Genomic DNA, 18,712 nt, shown 5'->3' on the forward strand with positions numbered 1-18,712 from the left:
GCAGCATCGGTACGCCTGCGTTCGTGAATGGCGGATCGCAGCGGCGCAGACGGCGGCTGACAAGCGGGCGAGTGCAGGCGTTTCTCGATGCCATCGGCTGTCGCAGAACCTGTGCGCGCAGCCGATTTTGTTGCCATGACGATGCTGGGGGAGTCGGCTGCTGCGCGTAAGGGATTGAACACACTAGCGCAGCGCGCTGGGCACGCGCGGAAAACTCATCAGCTCGCGAAACGCCGCCCACTGTGCCTGGCGGGTTGCGCCCTGGCGCTCGATATAGGCCTTGACCATGTCCTGGCCCAGGTTGTAGTTGATCACGTAAGCGCCCATTTCGTCGTAGAACTGCAGGCGCTGCGCGGCTTTCTCGATCGGGTACAGGCGCGCTTCGGCCAGCCATTCCAGTGCGCCTGCGCGGTCCAGGCTGCCATCGAGGTACTGGCGCGCAATATCGTTGTCGGCATAGGCCAGCATGGCCAGCAGGCGGTTCAGGTGCGCGTATTGCGGTGCCAGCGCCGGGTCCAGCCCGGCCAGCGGGAACAGTACCTGCTGCTCGAATTGAAGCCGCTCTTCGGCTGAGAAGCACAGTTCGATGCCGTAGTTGGCCGTGCCTTCGGCGATCAGCGACTGCGGTGAAAACAGCGGATAGACGCTGTATTCGAGCCAGCCGCGTCCGCGCACCAGTTCGCGTTCAAGCAGCACGTTATAGACATGGTGACCGGGATAGGCTTCATGGCAGCCCAGGTCGACCGCGCGGTCGATATAGATGGGCAGGTCGGTATTGATCTGGATCACGCTCTGGTAGTTGCCCTTGTACCAGTTGTAGCCGCTCCAGGATTTGCCGGTCACAAATTCCAGCAGGCACGCTTCTTCTGCCGGCAGCGCAAAATGCTCAAGCGTGCGCTTGCGTCCGGCATCCATGGCGGCGGTCATCACATCGTGCAGCCGTTCGGGTGCGATCACGAACTGGCTGCGAAACGCCTGCACGCGCGCGCTGACCGAATCGCTGCCTGGCAGCAGGGTGTCGATCTGCGCCACCAGTGACGCATACCAGTCGCGCTCATGGCGCGGCGAGACGGCGTCATACAGCTGCGCGCTTTCTTCCTCGAACGACAGGCGCAGGCCGCCCAGCATGGCCAGGCGCGTCTGCATCGATTGCAGTTGCTTGCGCAAACTGGCGGCGCGCAGCGCGCTGGCTTGCTCCAGCGGGGCCGCTTCTGCTTCCGCTTCTATTTCATTTAGCAGTTGCAGCGCCTGCCTGACGCCTTCGGCAATCGACGCCATTGACAGCTGTTCGCTGGCCGCCTGCTGCTGCCACTCGACTGGACCGTAATAGGCGTCGACATAGTAGGTATCGTGCTGACCGGTGGCCAATACCAGCCGCACATAGCGTTCGGCAATCAGGTCGAGCGAATCGGATGCGGCAGCTGGCAGTTTCATGGTCTTGTCATCTAGGAAGCAAAAAAACAGTATAGCAAGGCTGGCGCTGTTGTAAATCATATGAGCGACACACGGCTCTTTTGAGGCTGACGCCTTTAATATCAATGATACGGATAACTGGTATTTGAAATTGAAAGTATCTTTATATCTTGAAACGGCTATGATGATATTGCACTGCAACACAATTGTTGCGCACTATCTAACAGGAGCTCATCATGTCCCATACACTTTTGTCATCGCCAGCCTTCAATACCGTCAACAGCCTGCGTAGCGTACTGGCCAAAGCCAGCGCCACCGTCGATGCAGCGATTGTGCACGTGCACAATTTCTTTGCCCAGGGTGTCGAAGAGCGTCAGCGCGAAGAAGAAGATGCGGATCTGGCCGAAGCAACCGATCGCTATGACTTGGAGTTCCGCATGCGCAAGCAGGACCGCCTGCGCGGCGGCAGCTACTGGAGCAATGGCAACAACCGCTAAGCTTTTCAGCATCAGACATAAAAAAAGCCCCCCGCGCCTGTAAATGGCGCGGGGGGCTTTTGTTTACAGTGCCGTTATCAAGGCTTTACCACGTTGGCCCTTGGCGCCGGCGGCAGAGTGCCGCTGCGTCCTGGCGCAAACGACGCTTCCGTCGTGCCTGCTACCGGGACAAACGTCTTGCGCAGCTTGGCCACTTGCGCGGCGGTGGCCGGGCTGCCATGGTTGCCCCAGCTGGTCTGGATAAAGCTGACCACGTCGGCAATCTGCTGGTCGCTTAGCGTCTTGGCGTAGCCGCCCATCACCAGGGACGACGGCGCCGTATGCGTGGCGGGCACGGCGCTGCCCGAGAGCACGATATTGATGGCCGATGTCGGGTCGCTGGTCTGCAATACCGCATTGCCGGCCAGCGCAGGGAAGGCCTTGCTGTAGCCCTTGCCGTCCGAACGGTGGCAGCCGGCGCAGTTGTTCAGGTAGAGCAATGCGGCGTTGCTGTCGACCTTGCCTGCATACAGGGCCTTGGCCACCTTGTCGTCGCCAACAAACGGCTTTGCGCTGGCGTTGGCCGGCGGCAGCGACTTGAGGTATCTGGCGATACTGGCCAGGTCGCTGCTGCTCATGTATTGCATCGAATGCGCCACCACGTCGTTCATGGCGCCAAACGAGGCGCTATGGCTGTTGCGGCCGGTTTTGAGGAACTCGGCAATATCGGCTTCGCTCCAGCGTGCCAGGCCGCCGCCATGTTCATTGCGCAGCGACGGCGCAACCCAGCCGTCGATGGCCGCGCCGCCGGCCAGGTAGGCTGTGCCGTCCAGTTCGGTCAAGGCTTTTTCCTGCATGCCGATGCCGCGCGCCGTGTGGCAGGCGCCGCAGTGGCCCAGGCCCTGGACCAGATAGGCGCCGCGCAGCAGTTGCTGGTCGCCGGCCGCTGGCGTGTAGGGCGCCGGTTTGGGAGCGAACACCCAGCGCCAGATCGTCAACGGGAAGCGCATCGACAGCGGCCAGGGGATATCGGCGTCGCGGTTGGACGTCGCTTGCGCCGGTACGCCATGCATCAGGTAGGCATACAGCGCCCGCATGTCGGCATCGCTGAGGCGCGAGTACGACGGGTACGGCATGGCCGGGTAGACGGTGTAACCGTGTTTGGTCACGCCGGTACGCATCAGCTTGTCGAAGTCCTCGAAACTCCAGTTGCCGATGCCGTGCTCCTTGTCGGGCGTGATGTTGGTCGAATACACCTTGCCGATCGGCGTAGCCATCGACAGGCCGCCGGCATATGGCTTGCCCTTGGGCGCAGTGTGGCAGGCAATGCAGTCGCCGGCGCGCGCCAGGTATTCGCCTTGCTTGATCTGCTGCGGGTCGGGGGCGGCGTGGCTGGCGGCGGCCAGCAGCAAGCCCAGGCCGGCCACGAAGGTCTTGGTTTTTTTCATAGGACAGTCCTCAGGCAGCGACCAGTGGCCGCGGGTCGTGCAGATATTGTTCACGGATGGCTTTGGCGGACCAGTAGGTCAGTGCGGTGGCCAGCCCTGTCGGGTTGTAGCCGATGCCAACCGGGAAGACGCTGGAACCGACCACGAAGACGTTCGAGACATCCCAGCTTTGCAGGTAGCGGTTGACGACGCTGGTGCGCCGGTCGGTTCCCATGGCTGTGCCGCCGGCCCAGTGCGTGGTCTGGTAGTTGCGCAGGTCCAGATGGTCGCCAAAGTTCTTTACCGACACATGGATCGACTTGGGCTTCATGGCCTTGGCCACTTCCGTCATCTTGCCGGTCACATAGCGGCTCATTTTGATGTCGTTTTCCTTCCAGTCGAAGGTAAAGCGCAGCAGGGGCTGGCCGAAGGTGTCGGTATAGGTCGGGTCGAGGTCGACATAGCAGTCGCGGTAGACCATATTGGCGCCGTGCACATCGAACGACACGGTGCTGGTGTAATTGTCCTTGACCGCCTTTTTCCAGCCGGCGCCCCACGATGGCGTGCCGTCCGGTACCGGAATGCCGGCAATCGGCTTGACGCCGGCCGGATTGCACCAGGCAGGCGAGCCGCCGACAAAGCCCAACGGACCATGGTCGAAATTGTCGCCGTTGTAGTCGTCCACGGCCACGCCGTTGCCGCCAGAGCCGATAAAGCCGTTGGTGTTCTTGCCCGGTTCGTAAAACATCTGGATGGTCGACATGGTCTGGTAGGCGATATTGCGCCCGACCACGCCTTCGTTGCTGACCGGGTCATACGGTTTGCCGATGCCCGATACCAGCAGCAGATGCGCGTTGTTGTAGGCAAAGGTGCTGGCAATGACGAGGTCGGCCGGCTGCTCGACCGTCTTGCCGTCGCTGTTGACATAAGTGACGCCAGTAGCTTTTTGCTTGCTGCCATCGAGGTTGATGCGCAGCACATTGCAGTTGGCGCGCAGCTCGAAGTTCGACGCCAGGCGCAGCGCCGGCATGATATTGACCTGTGGCGACGCCTTGGAATAGTTATAGCAGGCAAAGCCCGAGCAAAAGCCGCAGAAATTGCACGGCCCCATCTGGCAGTTGTACGGATTGGTGTAGGGCTGCGAGGCGTTGGAGGAGGCGGCAACGAACGGGTGCAGTCCCACTTCCTTTGCTGCAAGGTGGAACAGGTGGGCCGTGTACGGCACCTTCTGTGGCGGCAGAGCAAAATTGTCGGAGCGGTCGGCTTCAAAGATATTGCCGTCGCCCACGATCACGCCCTTGACCTTGTAGGCCTGGCCCGAGGTGCCGAAGACTTTTTCCACGAAATCGAAATGCGGTTCGAGCTCTTCATAGGTCACGCCGAAATCCTGGATAGTCATGCCCTCCGGGATGAATTTTTTGCCATAGCGCTTTTCGTAGTGAGTGCGCAGCTGCAGCTCTTCCGGCAGCACGCGCCAGTGCTGGCCCGACCAGTGCAGGCCCGCACCGCCGACGCCGGTGCCGGGTTTGAACGCGCCGATCTGGCGGTAGGGCACGGCGTTGCCTTTCACGTCGTGGCGAAACGTAAACGAGCTTTTCGACATGTCCTGGAAAATCTTGCTGCGCTGGATATAGGTCAGCTCGTCGAGCGTTTTCGGGTAGGCGCCGTCCGGGTAGGTATCGCGGTACGGGCCGCGCTCGAGCGCCAGCACGTTCAGGCCCGCTTCCGTCAGCTCCTTGGCCATAATGGCACCGGTCCAGCCAAAGCCGACGATGACGACGTCGACTGGTTTCAATTTGATGTCTGTCATGTGATCCTCAAGCAATCGAAGCCGGTGGTAGCGGGTACTTCACGCCGTACTGTTCCACCCAGTCCATATAGTCTGCGCGCGCGCCCGGGAAATTGATCATGCGCCAGGCGGCCATGTCCTTGTTGCCGCCGTGCGCGGGGTCGCAAAAATAGCCTTCGCGCGTGTTCTGCAGCAGTTGCTTGAAAAACAGCGCGGGCGGCACGTCGCCGATCGGCAGCGTGCCTTTTTCCAGTTGCGCGATCAGCGCGTCGCGCTCGGCAGCTGGCAGGTCGGCAAACGCCTTGCCGGTTTTCTTTTCGACTGCCTGCGCGAAGCCGGGCAGGGCGCTGCGATACAGTTCGCGCGGCGCCATATGGAACTGATAGCCAAACTCATCCGGTGCGTCGACAAACGGCGCCTGCATATACCAGAGCTTGCCGTAGGCGTAGGGCGTGTTCATCTGCAAGTCGATGAATTCGTGCACGCCGGCCTGCAGCGCCCCCGGGCCTTCCGCGTCGGCCGGGATCAGGCGATCAACCAGCGCGCACAAGGTGGTCCATTCGGCCGCGGTGAAGTATTTGGGCTGGTAGGGCTTGGCTGCAGGATCGCCGCCTGCCAGTACAGTGCCTGCCGTACCGACCGCGCCGATTACGGCTGCAGCGGGCACGGCAACGACTGCCTTGCGCAGGAAATTGCGTCGCTGCGGCGATATGCCGATGACTTTCATGATGCTCCTTTGGCTGTTAAGAGAGTGCAATATGTAGAAATACTACATTAAATTTCAGAAATGTAATTTACAGTTGTGAATTAAGTAGTCGTACGTAGAGCACAATGACATATCGCGGAGTGCGGAACGTATTGCGATTTGAACACGTTTGGCTGATTGCTGGCGCTGCTCAGAAGGTAGGGGGAAGGACAGATGAGCGTAGGTCGGATTAGGCCCTTCGGGCCGTAATCCGACGACACCGGTGAAGCCAACAATGTTGTCGGATTACGGCGCTTCGCGCCTAATCCGACCTACGTGATTGCGCTATGCGCCAGGTCAGAACTCTACAATCCGCGCTTCGCGCATGGCCTGCGTCATGGCCAGGCCCAGGCGGGTGGCTTCGGTGGCGTCGTTCAGGCGCAGGGTCAGCTGGCCCTGGCCCAAGGCTGCGTCGACGAATTCTTGGGCTTCGACCAGGAAGGCGTCGGCAAAGCGGGCGTAGAAGTCGGGCGTGCATTCGTTGCGTACGCCGTGCACGTCGGAAATTTCCACGCGGTTCAGGCGCGGGTTGTTGCCCACCGCCAGCCGTCCCTCGGTGCCAAATACTTCGGTCAGCGTTTCATGGCCATGCGCCAGCGTGCGCGAGGCGAGGAAGGTGGCCATGCTGCCGTCGGAAAACTCGACCGTGGCCAGGCCATTGTCGACATCGCCAAATGCCTGCAGGCCCTTGTGGATGGCGTTGGTGCCGCTCGCATACACGCGCTTGGGTACCGGATTGCCCAGGAGCCAGCGTGCCAGGTCGATATCGTGCACGCTGCAGTCGAGGAAAATGCCGCCGCTGGTCGGGGCAAAGCGCATAAAGGCGCCGCTCGGGTCGTTCTGGTCGCACGTTTGCGAGCGTACCAGATAGGGCTTGCCGATCATGCCGCGCGCGATTTTTTGCTGCGCGTCATGGTAGCTGGCGTCGAAGCGGCGCACAAAGCCGATCATGGCCGTCAGCTGCGGATGGCGCGCCGCCTCCGCTTCCACTGCCAGGCAGTCGGCCAGGTCGAGCGATAGCGGCTTTTCGCAAAATACATGCTTGCCGGCGCGCAGGGCGGCGATGATCTGCTGCGCATGCAGCGAAGTCGGCGTGACGAGAAAGACGGCGTCCAGGCCGGGGTGGGCCAGCATGGCGTCGTAGTCGGCATAGGTGCTGGTGATACCCAGCGTGGCGGCAGCCCAGTCCAGTTCGGTTTGCAGGGGGCTGCAGGCGGCTACTACGCGGGCGTTCGGCACGCGCTGGGCCAGGTTGCGCGCATGGCGCTGGCCGAGCCGGCCCAGGCCGACTATGCCGATATTCAAAACAGGCGATGACATCAGGTCTCCAATCTTTTTTATTTTTTATTTACAGTTCAACGACGCGGCGCTCGCGCCACGACAGCGTGGCCGCCTCGGCCAGTTCCAGTGCTTTCAGGCCGTCGTGCACAGTCGTGCGCAGCGCCGTGCCGTTGGTCAGGGCGTCAAAGAAATGCGCCATTTCCTGGGCGTAAGCCACGCGGTAGCGTTCCAGGAAGAAGTCTTCCGGTTTGTCGACGCTGACATTGACGGCGCCATAGGCTGTCACTTCGGTCGGCTTGTGGTTGCCGGCCTGCAGCATGCCCTTGTCGCCCAGCACCTCGAAACGCTGGTCGTAGCCATAGGCGGCGCGGCGCGTGGCGTTGATCTGGCACAGGCGGCCTTTGGCGGTGCGGATGGTGACCACGGCTGTGTCGAGGTCGCCTGCTTCGCCGATGGCCGGGTCGACCAGGCAGCTGCCGGTGGCGTGCACGCTGACCGCTTCATCGTCGAGTATCCAGCGGAAGATGTCGAAGTCGTGGATCAGCATGTCCTTGAAGATGCCGCCCGATACTTTGATATAGCTGACCGGTGGTGGGCCCGGATCGCGGCTGGTGACCACCAGCAATTCGGGTGTGCCGATCTCGCCGGCCGCGATGCGCTGCTTGACGGCATTGAAGGTCGGATCGTAGCGGCGTTGGAAACCGAGCATGCACAGCACGCCCGCTTCCTTGACGGCGGCGGCGCAGGCGCGCGCACGGTCGATGGTGAGGTCGACCGGCTTTTCGCAGAAGATGGCCTTGCCGGCAGCGGCCGAGCGCAGGATCAGGTCGGCGTGGGTGTCGGTGCTCGAGGCAATCACCACGGCCTTGATGGCCGGGTCGGCCAGCGCCGCTTCCACACTGGCGCTGCTGCCGCCATGCTGGGCGGCCAGGGAGGCGGCCGCTTCCTGGTTGACGTCCACGACGTACTTGAACTGCACGCCTGGTTGGGCAGCCAGGTTGGCTGCATGGATTTTGCCGATGCGTCCGGCACCGAACAACGCTACTTCAATCATCTTGGTCTCCTGGGGTATGAATTTCTTCGATGTCGAGCTCTAGTTTGTAGGCCAGGGCGATAAACAGCGCCTGGCACAGGCAGATGGTGCTGGTCAGCGAGCGGAAGGCAAAGGCGCTGCCCTCGGTCACGGTCAACAACGCGCTGGCGGTGCGCGCCAGTGGCGCCAGTTTGCTGTCGGTAATGACCAAGACCTTGGCGCCCTTGTCCTGCGCCACCTTGATGCACTGCTGGGTTTCCTTGCCGTAAGGCGAGAAACTGATGGCGATCGCCACATCGCGTTCACGCACGCTGCGCATCTGCTCGCGGTGCATGCCGCCCAGGCCTGTCACCAGGTGCACGCGCTTGGCGGTGTGCTCGAGCGCGTAGGCGATATAGGAGGCGATCGGAAAGGACCGGCGTACGCCGATCACATAGATATTGTCTGCTTTCAAGAGCAGATTGACGGCCGCTTCGAGCTGCGCATCGTCGAGGCCGGCGGCCAGGTCGTCGAGGCCGGCGCGGCTGGCGCCGACAAATTCGCGCGTCAGGTCGCCGGCGCTCAGCTTGGCGTCACGCGTGGAGATGAGCTTGCGGATGCGCTGCTGGTAGTCGGGCGCGGCGCCAGCCTGTTCGGTATAGGCCTGGCGAAACACATCCTGCATTTCAGAAAAACCTGTGTAGCCGAAGCGCTGCGCAAAGCGCACGATGGCCGACGGCTGCACGTCGCAGGCGGCGGCAATGTCGCTGATGCGCTCGAGCATCAGGCTGGCACGGTGTTTTTCGATGTATTGGGCGATGACTTTGAGCTGCCGCGAGAGGTTGTCGTACTCGGTGGCAATCTGCTGCATCAGTTGCTCGATGGGGGCGGTGGCTGCCATATGCTGCTGATCCTTTTTTGTGCCTGCGAAACGCTTGCTTGTCGGATGTCGCCCTTTGGGCTGATTCGACATATTGCTTGCATGTCGGATTACGCCCGGTGGGCTAATCCGACCTACGGCGTATCCGGTGTACGGCAAGGTGGGTTGGTATGGCGAGAATTATAGGAGTGAAACGAAAAAATAGAAACGATTTTCTATTTAAATTATTTTTGAAATTTTCATTGCATTTGCTTTTTACCTGGACTAATCTGTGCGCAGTGCACCGGTTTGCATGTTGACAAGCGAGCCGGTGTCACCCTTCATAAAAGCTGGCAACTATAAAAATTATTCCGTTTAGGAGACATTCATGCAAAGCAATAAAGGCAAGGGTTTGTTGAAGTGCCTGGCCATCGCCAGCCTCGGTCTGGGTCTCGGTCTGAGCGCCGGCGTCAGCCATGCAGCGGGCGAGAAATTCGTCATGGTCAGCCATGCGCCGGACTCCGATTCCTGGTGGAACACCATCAAGAACGCCATCAAGCAGGCCGGCGACGATTTTAACGTGACCGTCGACTACCGCAATCCGCCCAATGGCGACCTGGCCGACATGGCCCGCCTGATCGAGCAATCGGCGGCGCGCAACTACGACGGCCTGATCGCCGACATCGCCGACTTCAGCGTGCTGCAAAAGCCGCTGGGCACGGTGGTGGCCAAGAAGATACTGCTGGTGACCATCAACTCGGGCACGCTGCAACAGAGCGAACAGCTGAAAGCCATCATGCACGTGGGCCAGCCTGAATACGACGCCGGCTACGGCGCCGGCAAGCGCGCCAAGGAAGCGGGCATCAAGTCGTTCGTGTGCGTGAATCACTATGCGATGAATGCCTCGTCGTTCGAGCGCTGCCGCGGCTTTGCCGAGGCGCTGGGCGTGGACTTCAAGTCGTCCACGCTTGACACCAACGGCGTCGATCCTGGCGTGATTGAAAGCAAGGTCAGCGCCTATCTGCGCAGCAATCCGAAAACCCAGGCGGTGCTGGCGCTGGGCCCCGATTCGGCGCCGCCTGCCATGCGCGCGGTAGAAAAAATGGGCCTGAAAGGCAAGATGTATTTTGCCACCTTTGACCTGTCCGAAGAAATTACCAAAGGCATCAAGGACGGCTCGATCCAGTTTGCGATCGACCAGCAGCCTTACCTGCAGGGCTATATCCCGGTTGCCGTGATGGCCATCATGAAACAGCAGAAGATTACTGACCTGGCCAAGGTCAAGGAAATCCTGATCGCCAATCCGAAATACCAGGCTCGCCTGGCTGAGTACGGTCTCACCCCCATCTATGGCCCGCGCCATATCAGCTCCGGCCCAGGCTTCGTGACCAAGGACAACATCGCCAAGGTCGAGAAGTACGCCGGGCAATACCGCTAATCCGGCTCTTACCATCAGCTTTGCCAGCGGCCTGCGATGCAGGCCGGTTCCATCGCCGCCCACGTAGCAGGGGCGGCGGGCGGGACGCGCACGCCTGGCGCAAGGTACTCAGAAAGGACATTGTATGACTGTGCTCGAAACCAGCCTGGCCACCCCCGGCGCCAAGCCCCCGACAGACACCAAAGCCGGCCGGCCTGCCGCCGCCGCCACCGATGAGCGCGTGGGCAGCGTCAGCTGGGTCAAGCGTTTTTTTGGCCGCCCCGAATTTGCTTCGATTTCCGGCACCGTGCTGGTCTTCGCGTTTTTCATCATTACCGCCGGCGACTCCGGCATGTTCAACCTCGATGGCGTGGTCAACTGGATGCAGGTGGCTTCCTACCTGGGCATTATCGCCATCGGCGCCTGCCTGTTGATGATCGCCGGTGAATTCGACTTGTCGATCGGCTCGATGATCGGCTTTGCCGGCATGATGATCGCCATTCCCACCATTTATTTCCACTGGCCGCTGTGGATGGCGATTATTTTTGCCTTTGCCGGCTCGATGGCGCTGGGCTGGCTCAACGGCTATATCGTGATCAAGACGCGCCTGCCGTCGTTTATCGTCACGCTGGCTTTCCTGTTTATCCTGCGCGGCCTGACGCTGGCGCTGTCGATCATGTTTGCCAACCGCACCATCGTGTCCGGCGTGGGCGAACTGGCAGCCCAGGACTGGCTGGCCAGCCTGCTGTTCCACGGTAATTTCGCCACCGGCCTGTTCCACTGGATGGGCAGCCAAGGCTGGATCGCCATGCTTGACGATGGCACGCCGCTGGTCAAAGGCATTCCCAAGGTGATCGGCTGGTGGGTGGCGCTTGCTGCCGGTGCGGCGTTTGTCCTGTCGCGTACCCGTGCCGGCAACTGGATGTTTGCCGTCGGCGGCGACGCCAACGCGGCCAAGAACGTCGGCGTGCCGGTGCGCAAGGTCAAGGTCTCGCTGTTTGTCTTTACTGCATTCTGTGCCTGCCTGTTTGCCACCTTGCAGGTATGCGATATCGGTTCGGCCGCTGCCGACCGCGGCATGCAGAAGGAATTCGAAGCCATTATTGCAGCGGTGATCGGCGGCGCGCTGCTGACCGGCGGCTACGGCTCGGTAGTTGGCGCCTGCTTCGGCGCCCTGATCTTCGGGGTGGTACAGATCGGCATTACCTATACCAATATCAACTCGGACTGGTTCCGCGTGTTCCTCGGCGTAATGCTGTTGATCGCGGTGCTGTTCAATAACTTCGTGCGCTCCCGCGTCACGGAAGCGAGGTAATCATGAGCGAGCATATACTTGCACTGGAAAATGTCAGCAAACGTTTCGGCTCGGTGCTGGCGCTGCAGAACGTCACCATGCGCCTCAAAGAAGGCGAAGTTCACTGCCTGCTGGGCGACAACGGCGCCGGCAAGTCGACCCTGATCAAGACCCTGGCCGGCGTGCACAAGCCCACCGATGGCCAGTATATGGTCGATGGCAAGCCGGTGATCTTCAATTCGCCCAGCGAGGCGCTCGACATGGGCGTGGCCACCGTCTACCAGGACCTGGCACTGGTGCCGCTCTTGTCGGTGGCGCGCAATTTCTTCATGGGCCGCGAGCCGATGAAAAAGCTGTTCGGCATGGTGCGGGTGATGGATATCGATTACGCAGCCGACACGGCGCGCGCCAAACTGGCCGAAATGGGCATCATGGTGCGCGACCCGCACCAGGCGATCGGCACCATGTCCGGCGGCGAGAAGCAGTGCCTGGCCATTGCCCGCGCCATCCACTTCGGTGCCCGCGTGCTGATTCTCGACGAGCCGACGGCAGCGCTTGGTGTCAAGCAGTCGTTCAATGTGTTGAAACTGATCTACAAGGCGCGTGAGCGCGGCATTTCGGTGATCTTCATTACCCACAATGTGCACCACGCTTATCCGGTGGGCGACTCGTTCACGCTGCTCAACCGTGGCCGCTCGCTCGGCACCTTTACCAAGGACACGGTCACCAAGGACGAGCTGCTCGACATGATGGCCGGCGGCGCGGAAATGCAAACGCTGATGAGTGAACTCGACGGTGTGACGATCTAAGGACAAACCCATGAAAAACAATGCACATTTTGCCAGTGGCCGCGCGCTCGACGTGATCTGCCTGGGGCGCCTGGCGGTGGACCTGTACGCGCAGCAGATCGGCAGCACGCTGGAAGACGCCACCAGTTTTGCCAAATACCTGGGCGGCTCGTCGGCCAATATCGCCTTCGGCACGGCGCGCCTGGGCCTCAAATCGGCCATGCTGTCGAAAGTGGGTGACGACCATATGGGCCGTTTCCTGACCGACACCTTGCGCAAGGAAGGCTGCGACGTCAGCCATGTGGCCATCGACCCTGAGCGCCTGACGGCGCTGGTGATGCTGGGCATCAAGGACAAGGATACGTTTCCGCTGATTTTCTTTCGCGAGAACTGTGCCGACATGGCCATCGAGGCGGACTCGTTCGACGCCGGCTTTATCGGCTCAAGCAAGGCGTTGCTGATTACCGGCACGCATTTTTCCAGCGCTGCCATGCACGCCGTCAGCAGCCAGGCCCTGGCGCTGGCGCGTGCCAACAATGTGCGCACCGTGCTCGATATCGATTATCGCCCTGTGCTGTGGGGACTGTCGGGCAAGGCCGATGGCGAAACGCGCTTTGTATCGAGCGACGCCGTCACGCGCCATCTGCAAGGCATCTTGCCGCAGTTCGACCTGGTAGTGGGTACGGAAGAGGAGTTCATGATTGCCGGCGGCGGCGATGACATTATCGCGTCACTCAAGGCGGTGCGCGCGGTCTCCGGCGCCACGCTGGTGGTCAAGCGCGGCCCGCTCGGCTGCGCCGTGATCGAAGGCGCCATTCCGGGCAAGCTCGATGATGCGTTCAACTACCGTGGCGTGCAGGTCGACGTGTTGAATGTGCTTGGCGCCGGCGATGCCTTTATCTCGGGCTTTCTCAAAGGCTGGCTGCGCGGCGAAGATTACGACGCCTGCTGCCGCTACGCCAATGCGTGCGGCGCGCTGGTGGTGTCGCGCCATGGCTGCGCACCGGCCATGCCGTCGCCGGCAGAACTCGATTACTTCCTGGCCCATGCCGCGAGGCTCACCCAGCCGGATCAGGACGCCACGCTGGCGCGATTGCACCGCACTACGGTGGCGCGCAAGCAGTGGGACGAACTGTGCGTGTTTGCGTTCGACCATCGCACCCAGTTTTTTGAGCTGGCGCAGCAGGCCGGCGCGCCCGAAGCGTCGATTTCCGCGCTCAAGCAGCTGCTGGTGCAAGCCGTGGCGCAGACCGAAACGTCCTTGGGCCTGGCCGGGCGCACGGGCGTGCTGATCGATGGCCGCTATGGCGTCGATGCGCTTAATGCCGCAACCGGCCGCGGCTGGTGGATTGGCCGCCCGGTCGAGCTGCCAGGCTCGAATCCGCTGCAGTTCGACTGGGGCCGCTCGATCGGTTCGCACCTGGTCAGTTGGCCGAAGGAGCACGTGATCAAATGCCTGGTGCAACTGCATCCGGACGATGTGGTGGCCAACCGGCTGGAACAGGAAGCACAGATCAAGGCGCTGTACGATGCGGCGCAGATCAGCGGCCATGAACTGCTGCTGGAAATCATTCCCCCCGAGTCCCTGCCGCAGGGCGACGACACCGTGCTGCGCGCCGTCAAGCGCCTGTACAATCTGGGCATCTATCCTGAATGGTGGAAGCTCGAAGGTTTGAGCTCCAGCCAGTGGCGGGCCATTGATGCGCTGGTGCAGGAACGCGATCCGTATTGCCGTGGCGTGGTGCTGCTGGGCCTGAATGCGCCGATTGCCGAACTGGCCGCCAGCTTTGAAGAAGCGCGCCACAGCACCACTTGCCGCGGCTTTATGGTCGGGCGTACCATCTTCCAGGAGCCGAGCCGCCGCTGGCTGGCCGGCGAGATCGACGACGCAGCCTTGATTGCTGCCGTGCGCGCCAATTTCGAGCAGCTGATCGGGCTGTGGCAGCGCACGCGTCAGAACAATGTGCAACTGGAGCGTGCAGCATGAGCAAGACCATCCGTTTGACCATGGCCCAGGCGCTGGTGCGCTATCTGGCGGCGCTCAAAGTCGAAGACGGCCAGCCGCTGTTCGGCGGCGCCTTTGCCATTTTTGGCCACGGCAACGTGGCCGGCCTGGGCGAGGCGCTGTACCAGTACAAAGAACATTTTCCGACCTACCGCGCGCATAACGAACAGGCCATGGCGCATGCAGCGATTGCCTACGCCAAGGCGCATATGCGTCGGCGCATGATGGCTGTCACCAGCTCGATCGGACCTGGCGCCACCAATTTGCTGACGGCCTGCGCGCTGGCTCATGTGAACCGCCTGCCGGTGCTGCTGCTGCCGGGCGATGTGTTTGTGTCGCGCGCGCCGGACCCGGTGCTGCAGCAGCTTGAAGATCCGGTCGACGGCAGCGTGTCGGTCAATGATGCGTTCAAGCCGCTGTCGCGCTATTTCGACCGCATTGTCTACCCCGAGCAGTTGCTGACGGCCTTGCCGCGTGCGATTGCCGTGCTGACCGATCCGGCTGCCTGCGGCCCGGTGACGCTGTCGCTGCCGCAGGACGTGCAGACCATGGCCTACGACTATCCCGAGGAATTCTTTGCGCCGCGCATCGTGCGTTTCCGCGCGCTGCCGCCGGTAGCCGACGAACTGGAAGAGGCGGCCGCACTGATCAAAAAGGCCAGGCAGCCTTTGATCGTGGCCGGCGGCGGCGTGCTGTATGGCGAGGCTGGCGCTGCGCTGCGCGCGTTTGCCGAGCAGCATGGTGTGCCCGTAGCAGAAACCCAGGCCGGCAAGAGCGCCTTGCCGTGGGACCATCCTTTGCAACTGGGCGCCATCGGCGTGACCGGTTCGCCAGCCGGCAATGCGCTGGCGTTCGAGGCCGACCTGGTGCTGGCGGTCGGCACGCGCCTGCAGGACTTTACTACCGGTTCCAATTCGCTGTTTGCCAAAGCCGAACTGGTCAGCATCAACGTCAATGGTTTCGATGCGCTCAAACGGCGCGGCCTGGCCGTGCAGGCCGACGCCACGCTGGGCTTGCAGGGCCTGTCGCAGCTGTTGACCGGCTGGCACAGTGATGCGGCCTGGCGCGAGCGCGCCGAGCAGCAGTCGCATGGCTGGCGCGAAACGGTGCTGGCCATTACCGGCAAGCGCGAGGTGGCTGGCCTGCCGTATGACGGCGAGGTAATCGGCGCCGTACAGCGCTCCAGCCTCAATTCGACCACGAACGATATCGCCGTGTGCGCAGCGGGCACGCTGCCGGCCGAACTGCACAAGCTGTGGCGCACCGCCACGCCCGGTGGCTACCATATGGAATACGGCTATTCGTGCATGGGCTATGAAATTGCCGGCGGCCTGGGCGTGAAAATGGCCCGACCGGACCGCGAAGTGATCGTGATGGTGGGCGACGGCAGCTATCTGATGATGAATTCGGAAATCGCCACCTCGGTCATGCTCGATAAAAAACTGATTATCGTGGTACTCGACAACCGTGGCTACGGCTGCATCAACCGCCTGCAGCAGGCCTGCGGCAATGCGCCGTTCAACAATATGCTGGTCGACTGTTACCAGGAAGGCGAGGGCGCACCGGCCATCGACTTTGCGCTGCACGCCAGGTCGCTCGGTGCGCTGTCCGAGCATGTGGACTCGATTGCCGAACTGGAGCAGGCATTGCTGCGCGCGCGCGCCGCCAGCCGCACCTACCTGATCTGCATCGACACTGACGACAAGCGCACCACCAGCGAAGGCGGCTGCTGGTGGGAGGTAGCCGTGCCGGAAGTATCGACCCAGGAAGGCGTACGCGCCGCGCGTGCCCGCTATGAAACCGAGCGTCTGCAACAACGCAATTGAAAGGACTGAAATGACTACATGGAATGTGCGCATCGGTATCAACCCGATCTCCTGGATGAATGACGACCTGCCATCGCTGGGCGGCGAAACGCCACTGGAAACGGCCCTGAAAGAGGGCGCCGAAATCGGCTATGAGGGTTTCGAGCTCGGCAACAAGTTTCCGAAAGACGCGCCTTCGCTGCGCGCCGTGCTGGGCAAATACGACCTGGCCTGCATCTCGGGCTGGTATTCGGGCCGTCTGGCGCATCGCAGCGCCGAAGAGGAAATCGAGGCGGTGGGACCGCACCTGCGCCTGTTGGCCGACAGCGGCGCTACCGTGATGGTGTACGGTGAAGTGGCCGACGCCATCCAGGGCGAGCCGCGCCCGCTCTACAAGCGTCCGCGCTTCCAGAGCCGCGAGCAGTGGCAGGCCTATTGCGACAAGCTGACCGTATTTGCCGACCATCTGCTCAAGCACGGCGTGCGCCTGGCCTATCACCACCATATGGGCGCCTACGTGGAAACGCCGGCCGATGTCGACCAGCTGATGGCGCTAACCGGCCCGTCGGTGGGCCTCTTGTTCGATACCGGCCATATCACCTTTGCCGGCGGCGATGCACTGACCGTGCTCAACAAGCATCTGGACCGTATCTGCCATGTGCATTGCAAGGATGTGCGCGCTAACGTGGTGAAACTGGCGCGCAACGGCAACTGGAGCTTTTTGCAGGCGGTGATCAATGGCGCTTTCAGCGTACCCGGCGACGGCAGCGTCGACTTTGCAGCCATCCTGACGGCGCTGTACCGCCACGGCTATGAAGGCTGGCTGGTAGTCGAAGCCGAGCAGGACCCGGCCGTGGCGCCGAGCTACCAGTACGCGAAAATGGGCTACGACACGCTGGCGCGGCTGGTGCGCGAAATCCCGTCGCTGGGAAAGGAAGCAGCATGAGCCTGTTAGTCAAGGCCAGCAAGGCTGGCCGGCAGATCGTCGAAGTCACGCCCGAGTCGGCCGGCTGGACCCACGTGGGCTTTGCCGCCCATCGCCTGGCGCCCGGCGAGGCCGTCGAACTCGATACGGGCGCGCGCGAACTGTGTATCGTGGTGCTGAGCGGCACTGTGACGGTCATGGCAGGCGACCAGGTCTGGCAGGACATCGGCGGGCGCAGCAGCGTCTTCGAAGAGCGCGCGCCGTATGCGGTGTATGTGCCGCTGGAAACGCGCGTCAGCGTGACAGCCAGCGGTTCGGCCGAAGTGGCACTGTGCAGCGCGCCGGCCACTACGCACCGGCCGGCACGCCTGATCGAACCGTCCAGCATGGCGCGCTCGGTGCGCGGCAAGGGCGCTAACACGCGCTATGTCTGCGATATTTTGCCGCAGACGGCCGAAGCCGACGGCCTGCTGGTGGTGGAAGTGGTGACGCCCGGCGGCCATTCATCGAGCTACCCGCCGCACAAGCACGACAGCGACAACCTGCCCGAAGAAAGCTCGCTGGAAGAAACCTATTACCATCGCCTCAACCCCGAGCAGGGCTTCGCGTTTCAGCGCGTCTACACCGACGACCGCTCGCTCGACGAAGCGCTGGCGGTGGAAAACCACGACGTGGTGATGGTGCCGCGCGGCTACCATCCGGTCACCGTGCCGTATGGCTACGACGGTTACTATCTGAACGTGATGGCGGGGCCCAAGCGCATCTGGCAGTTCAAGAACGACCCGGCGCATGACTGGCTGATGAGCAAGTAGGTCGAACTGTCTGGCCCGCCTGGTGCGGGCCAGCGTCATCGGACGCGATATGGCGCCTGCCAGCCGGAACGTCTGTCTGGCGCTACGCCGGTGAAACTCCTTCATTTCCTGGCGGCATCACCTTTTCAAACCTGAACATGCCGTCCTGGTCCTCTTTTCCGGGCGGAATGCCGAGCTCAGGCATATGCGCGTCCGGATGACGCGCATGATGAAATTCGACTATCTTGAAGCCGCACTTGTTCAGATAAAAGTGAATGTTGCGCTTGTCGAAGTAGGGCGTGTGCGTCTCCCACACTGTGGTGTCGGAATACTCCTTCTCGATTGCCACCCAGGCACGGTAGCCGATGCCCAGCCCGTGCACGCGTGGCAAAACGAAAAAGAAGTCGAGCGAATTTTTTTGCGTTAGTTCATTGACCAGCACCACGGCGCCGCCTACCGGTTCGCCTGCGGCAATGAAGTGCCAGGCCACGGCGTCGGGGTGGTTCAACGACTCGTCGATATCCTCTTCAGCCGGAACAGCTTCGTCTGGCGGTGCGCCGAATGCTGCTGCGATACCGGCGGCAAACGCTTCCTGCAGTCCGCGTTTGAACGCGGGCAGGTCGGCATGGGCTACACGTTCAAGCCTGATGTCGTTTGGGATGTGCGGCATGGGATAAATCCTTTC

General features: G+C 61.8%; 16 protein-coding genes. 8 read left to right on the plus strand and 8 right to left on the minus strand.

The genetic code is table 11. The annotated features are described in order from the left end of the window. Positions 1-183: 183 nt before the first annotated feature. Complete coding sequence (locus tag GCM43_RS04065) at positions 184-1,434, minus strand: hypothetical protein (RefSeq protein ID WP_152242234.1); 1,251 nt, start codon at positions 1,432-1,434, stop codon at positions 184-186. A gap of 308 nt (positions 1,435-1,742) precedes the next feature. Between GCM43_RS04065 and GCM43_RS26060 the strand changes: the two genes are divergently transcribed. Then, complete coding sequence (locus tag GCM43_RS26060; protein WP_226929329.1) at positions 1,743-1,910, plus strand: DUF3563 family protein; 168 nt, start codon at positions 1,743-1,745, stop codon at positions 1,908-1,910. 77 nt (positions 1,911-1,987) lie between these two features. Here the strand turns inward: GCM43_RS26060 and GCM43_RS04075 are convergent, their stop codons facing one another. The 6 genes from GCM43_RS04075 to GCM43_RS04100 all read right to left on the minus strand — a co-directional run bounded on the left by GCM43_RS04075 (position 1,988) and on the right by GCM43_RS04100 (position 9,044). After that, positions 1,988-3,337 (minus strand): cytochrome c, encoded by a 1,350-nt coding sequence (locus GCM43_RS04075; RefSeq protein ID WP_152242236.1) that lies wholly within the window; start codon positions 3,335-3,337, stop codon positions 1,988-1,990. A gap of 10 nt (positions 3,338-3,347) precedes the next feature. Further along, the gene (locus tag GCM43_RS04080; protein ID WP_152242237.1) at positions 3,348-5,126 is read right to left on the minus strand and encodes a GMC family oxidoreductase; all 1,779 of its coding nucleotides are present in this window, start codon (positions 5,124-5,126) and stop codon (positions 3,348-3,350) included. 7 nt (positions 5,127-5,133) lie between these two features. After that, complete coding sequence (locus GCM43_RS04085; protein WP_152242238.1) at positions 5,134-5,832, minus strand: gluconate 2-dehydrogenase subunit 3 family protein; 699 nt, start codon at positions 5,830-5,832, stop codon at positions 5,134-5,136. 315 nt (positions 5,833-6,147) lie between these two features. Then, positions 6,148-7,170, minus strand: coding sequence for a Gfo/Idh/MocA family oxidoreductase (locus GCM43_RS04090; RefSeq protein ID WP_152242239.1), 1,023 nt, complete (start codon positions 7,168-7,170; stop codon positions 6,148-6,150). Between the two features lie 28 nt (positions 7,171-7,198). Then, positions 7,199-8,185 carry an inositol 2-dehydrogenase gene (gene iolG / locus GCM43_RS04095; protein ID WP_152242240.1) on the minus strand — a complete coding sequence of 329 codons (987 nt, stop codon included), beginning with the start codon at positions 8,183-8,185 and terminating at the stop codon, positions 7,199-7,201. Continuing rightward, positions 8,178-9,044: a MurR/RpiR family transcriptional regulator gene (locus tag GCM43_RS04100; protein WP_152242241.1), complete on the minus strand. Its 867-nt coding sequence runs from the start codon at positions 9,042-9,044 to the stop codon at positions 8,178-8,180. Before GCM43_RS04100 ends, iolG begins: the two co-directional genes overlap by 8 nt. Positions 9,045-9,390: 346 nt before the next feature. Between GCM43_RS04100 and GCM43_RS04105 the strand changes: the two genes are divergently transcribed. The 7 genes from GCM43_RS04105 (at position 9,391) to iolB (ending at position 18,048) form a co-directional block, all read left to right on the plus strand. Then, positions 9,391-10,440, plus strand: coding sequence for a sugar ABC transporter substrate-binding protein (locus GCM43_RS04105; RefSeq protein WP_152242242.1), 1,050 nt, complete (start codon positions 9,391-9,393; stop codon positions 10,438-10,440). Positions 10,441-10,564: 124 nt separating this feature from the next. Further along, a complete protein-coding gene (locus GCM43_RS04110) occupies positions 10,565-11,734 on the plus strand; it encodes an ABC transporter permease (RefSeq protein WP_152242243.1) in 1,170 nt (389 codons plus the stop codon). 2 nt (positions 11,735-11,736) lie between these two features. Next, the gene (locus tag GCM43_RS04115) at positions 11,737-12,522 is read left to right on the plus strand and encodes an ATP-binding cassette domain-containing protein (protein ID WP_152242244.1); all 786 of its coding nucleotides are present in this window, start codon (positions 11,737-11,739) and stop codon (positions 12,520-12,522) included. A 10-nt stretch (positions 12,523-12,532) separates the two neighbouring features. Continuing rightward, positions 12,533-14,488 (plus strand): bifunctional 5-dehydro-2-deoxygluconokinase/5-dehydro-2-deoxyphosphogluconate aldolase, encoded by a 1,956-nt coding sequence (locus tag GCM43_RS04120; RefSeq protein ID WP_152242245.1) that lies wholly within the window; start codon positions 12,533-12,535, stop codon positions 14,486-14,488. Continuing rightward, complete coding sequence (gene iolD, locus GCM43_RS04125; protein WP_152242246.1) at positions 14,485-16,332, plus strand: 3D-(3,5/4)-trihydroxycyclohexane-1,2-dione acylhydrolase (decyclizing); 1,848 nt, start codon at positions 14,485-14,487, stop codon at positions 16,330-16,332. Before GCM43_RS04120 ends, iolD begins: the two co-directional genes overlap by 4 nt. A gap of 10 nt (positions 16,333-16,342) precedes the next feature. Continuing rightward, positions 16,343-17,257: a myo-inosose-2 dehydratase gene (iolE, locus tag GCM43_RS04130; protein ID WP_152242247.1), complete on the plus strand. Its 915-nt coding sequence runs from the start codon at positions 16,343-16,345 to the stop codon at positions 17,255-17,257. Beyond that, positions 17,254-18,048 carry a 5-deoxy-glucuronate isomerase gene (gene iolB, locus GCM43_RS04135; protein WP_152242248.1) on the plus strand — a complete coding sequence of 265 codons (795 nt, stop codon included), beginning with the start codon at positions 17,254-17,256 and terminating at the stop codon, positions 18,046-18,048. Before iolE ends, iolB begins: the two co-directional genes overlap by 4 nt. 82 nt (positions 18,049-18,130) lie before the next feature. On the opposite strand, the gene GCM43_RS04140 is transcribed toward iolB, so the two are convergent. Further along, the gene (locus GCM43_RS04140; RefSeq protein ID WP_152242249.1) at positions 18,131-18,697 is read right to left on the minus strand and encodes a GNAT family N-acetyltransferase; all 567 of its coding nucleotides are present in this window, start codon (positions 18,695-18,697) and stop codon (positions 18,131-18,133) included. Positions 18,698-18,712 lie beyond the last annotated feature (15 nt).

The sequence above is a fragment of the Janthinobacterium aquaticum genome (assembly GCF_009208565.1).
In the GTDB taxonomy this organism is placed as follows: Bacteria; Pseudomonadota; Gammaproteobacteria; order Burkholderiales; family Burkholderiaceae_D; genus Janthinobacterium.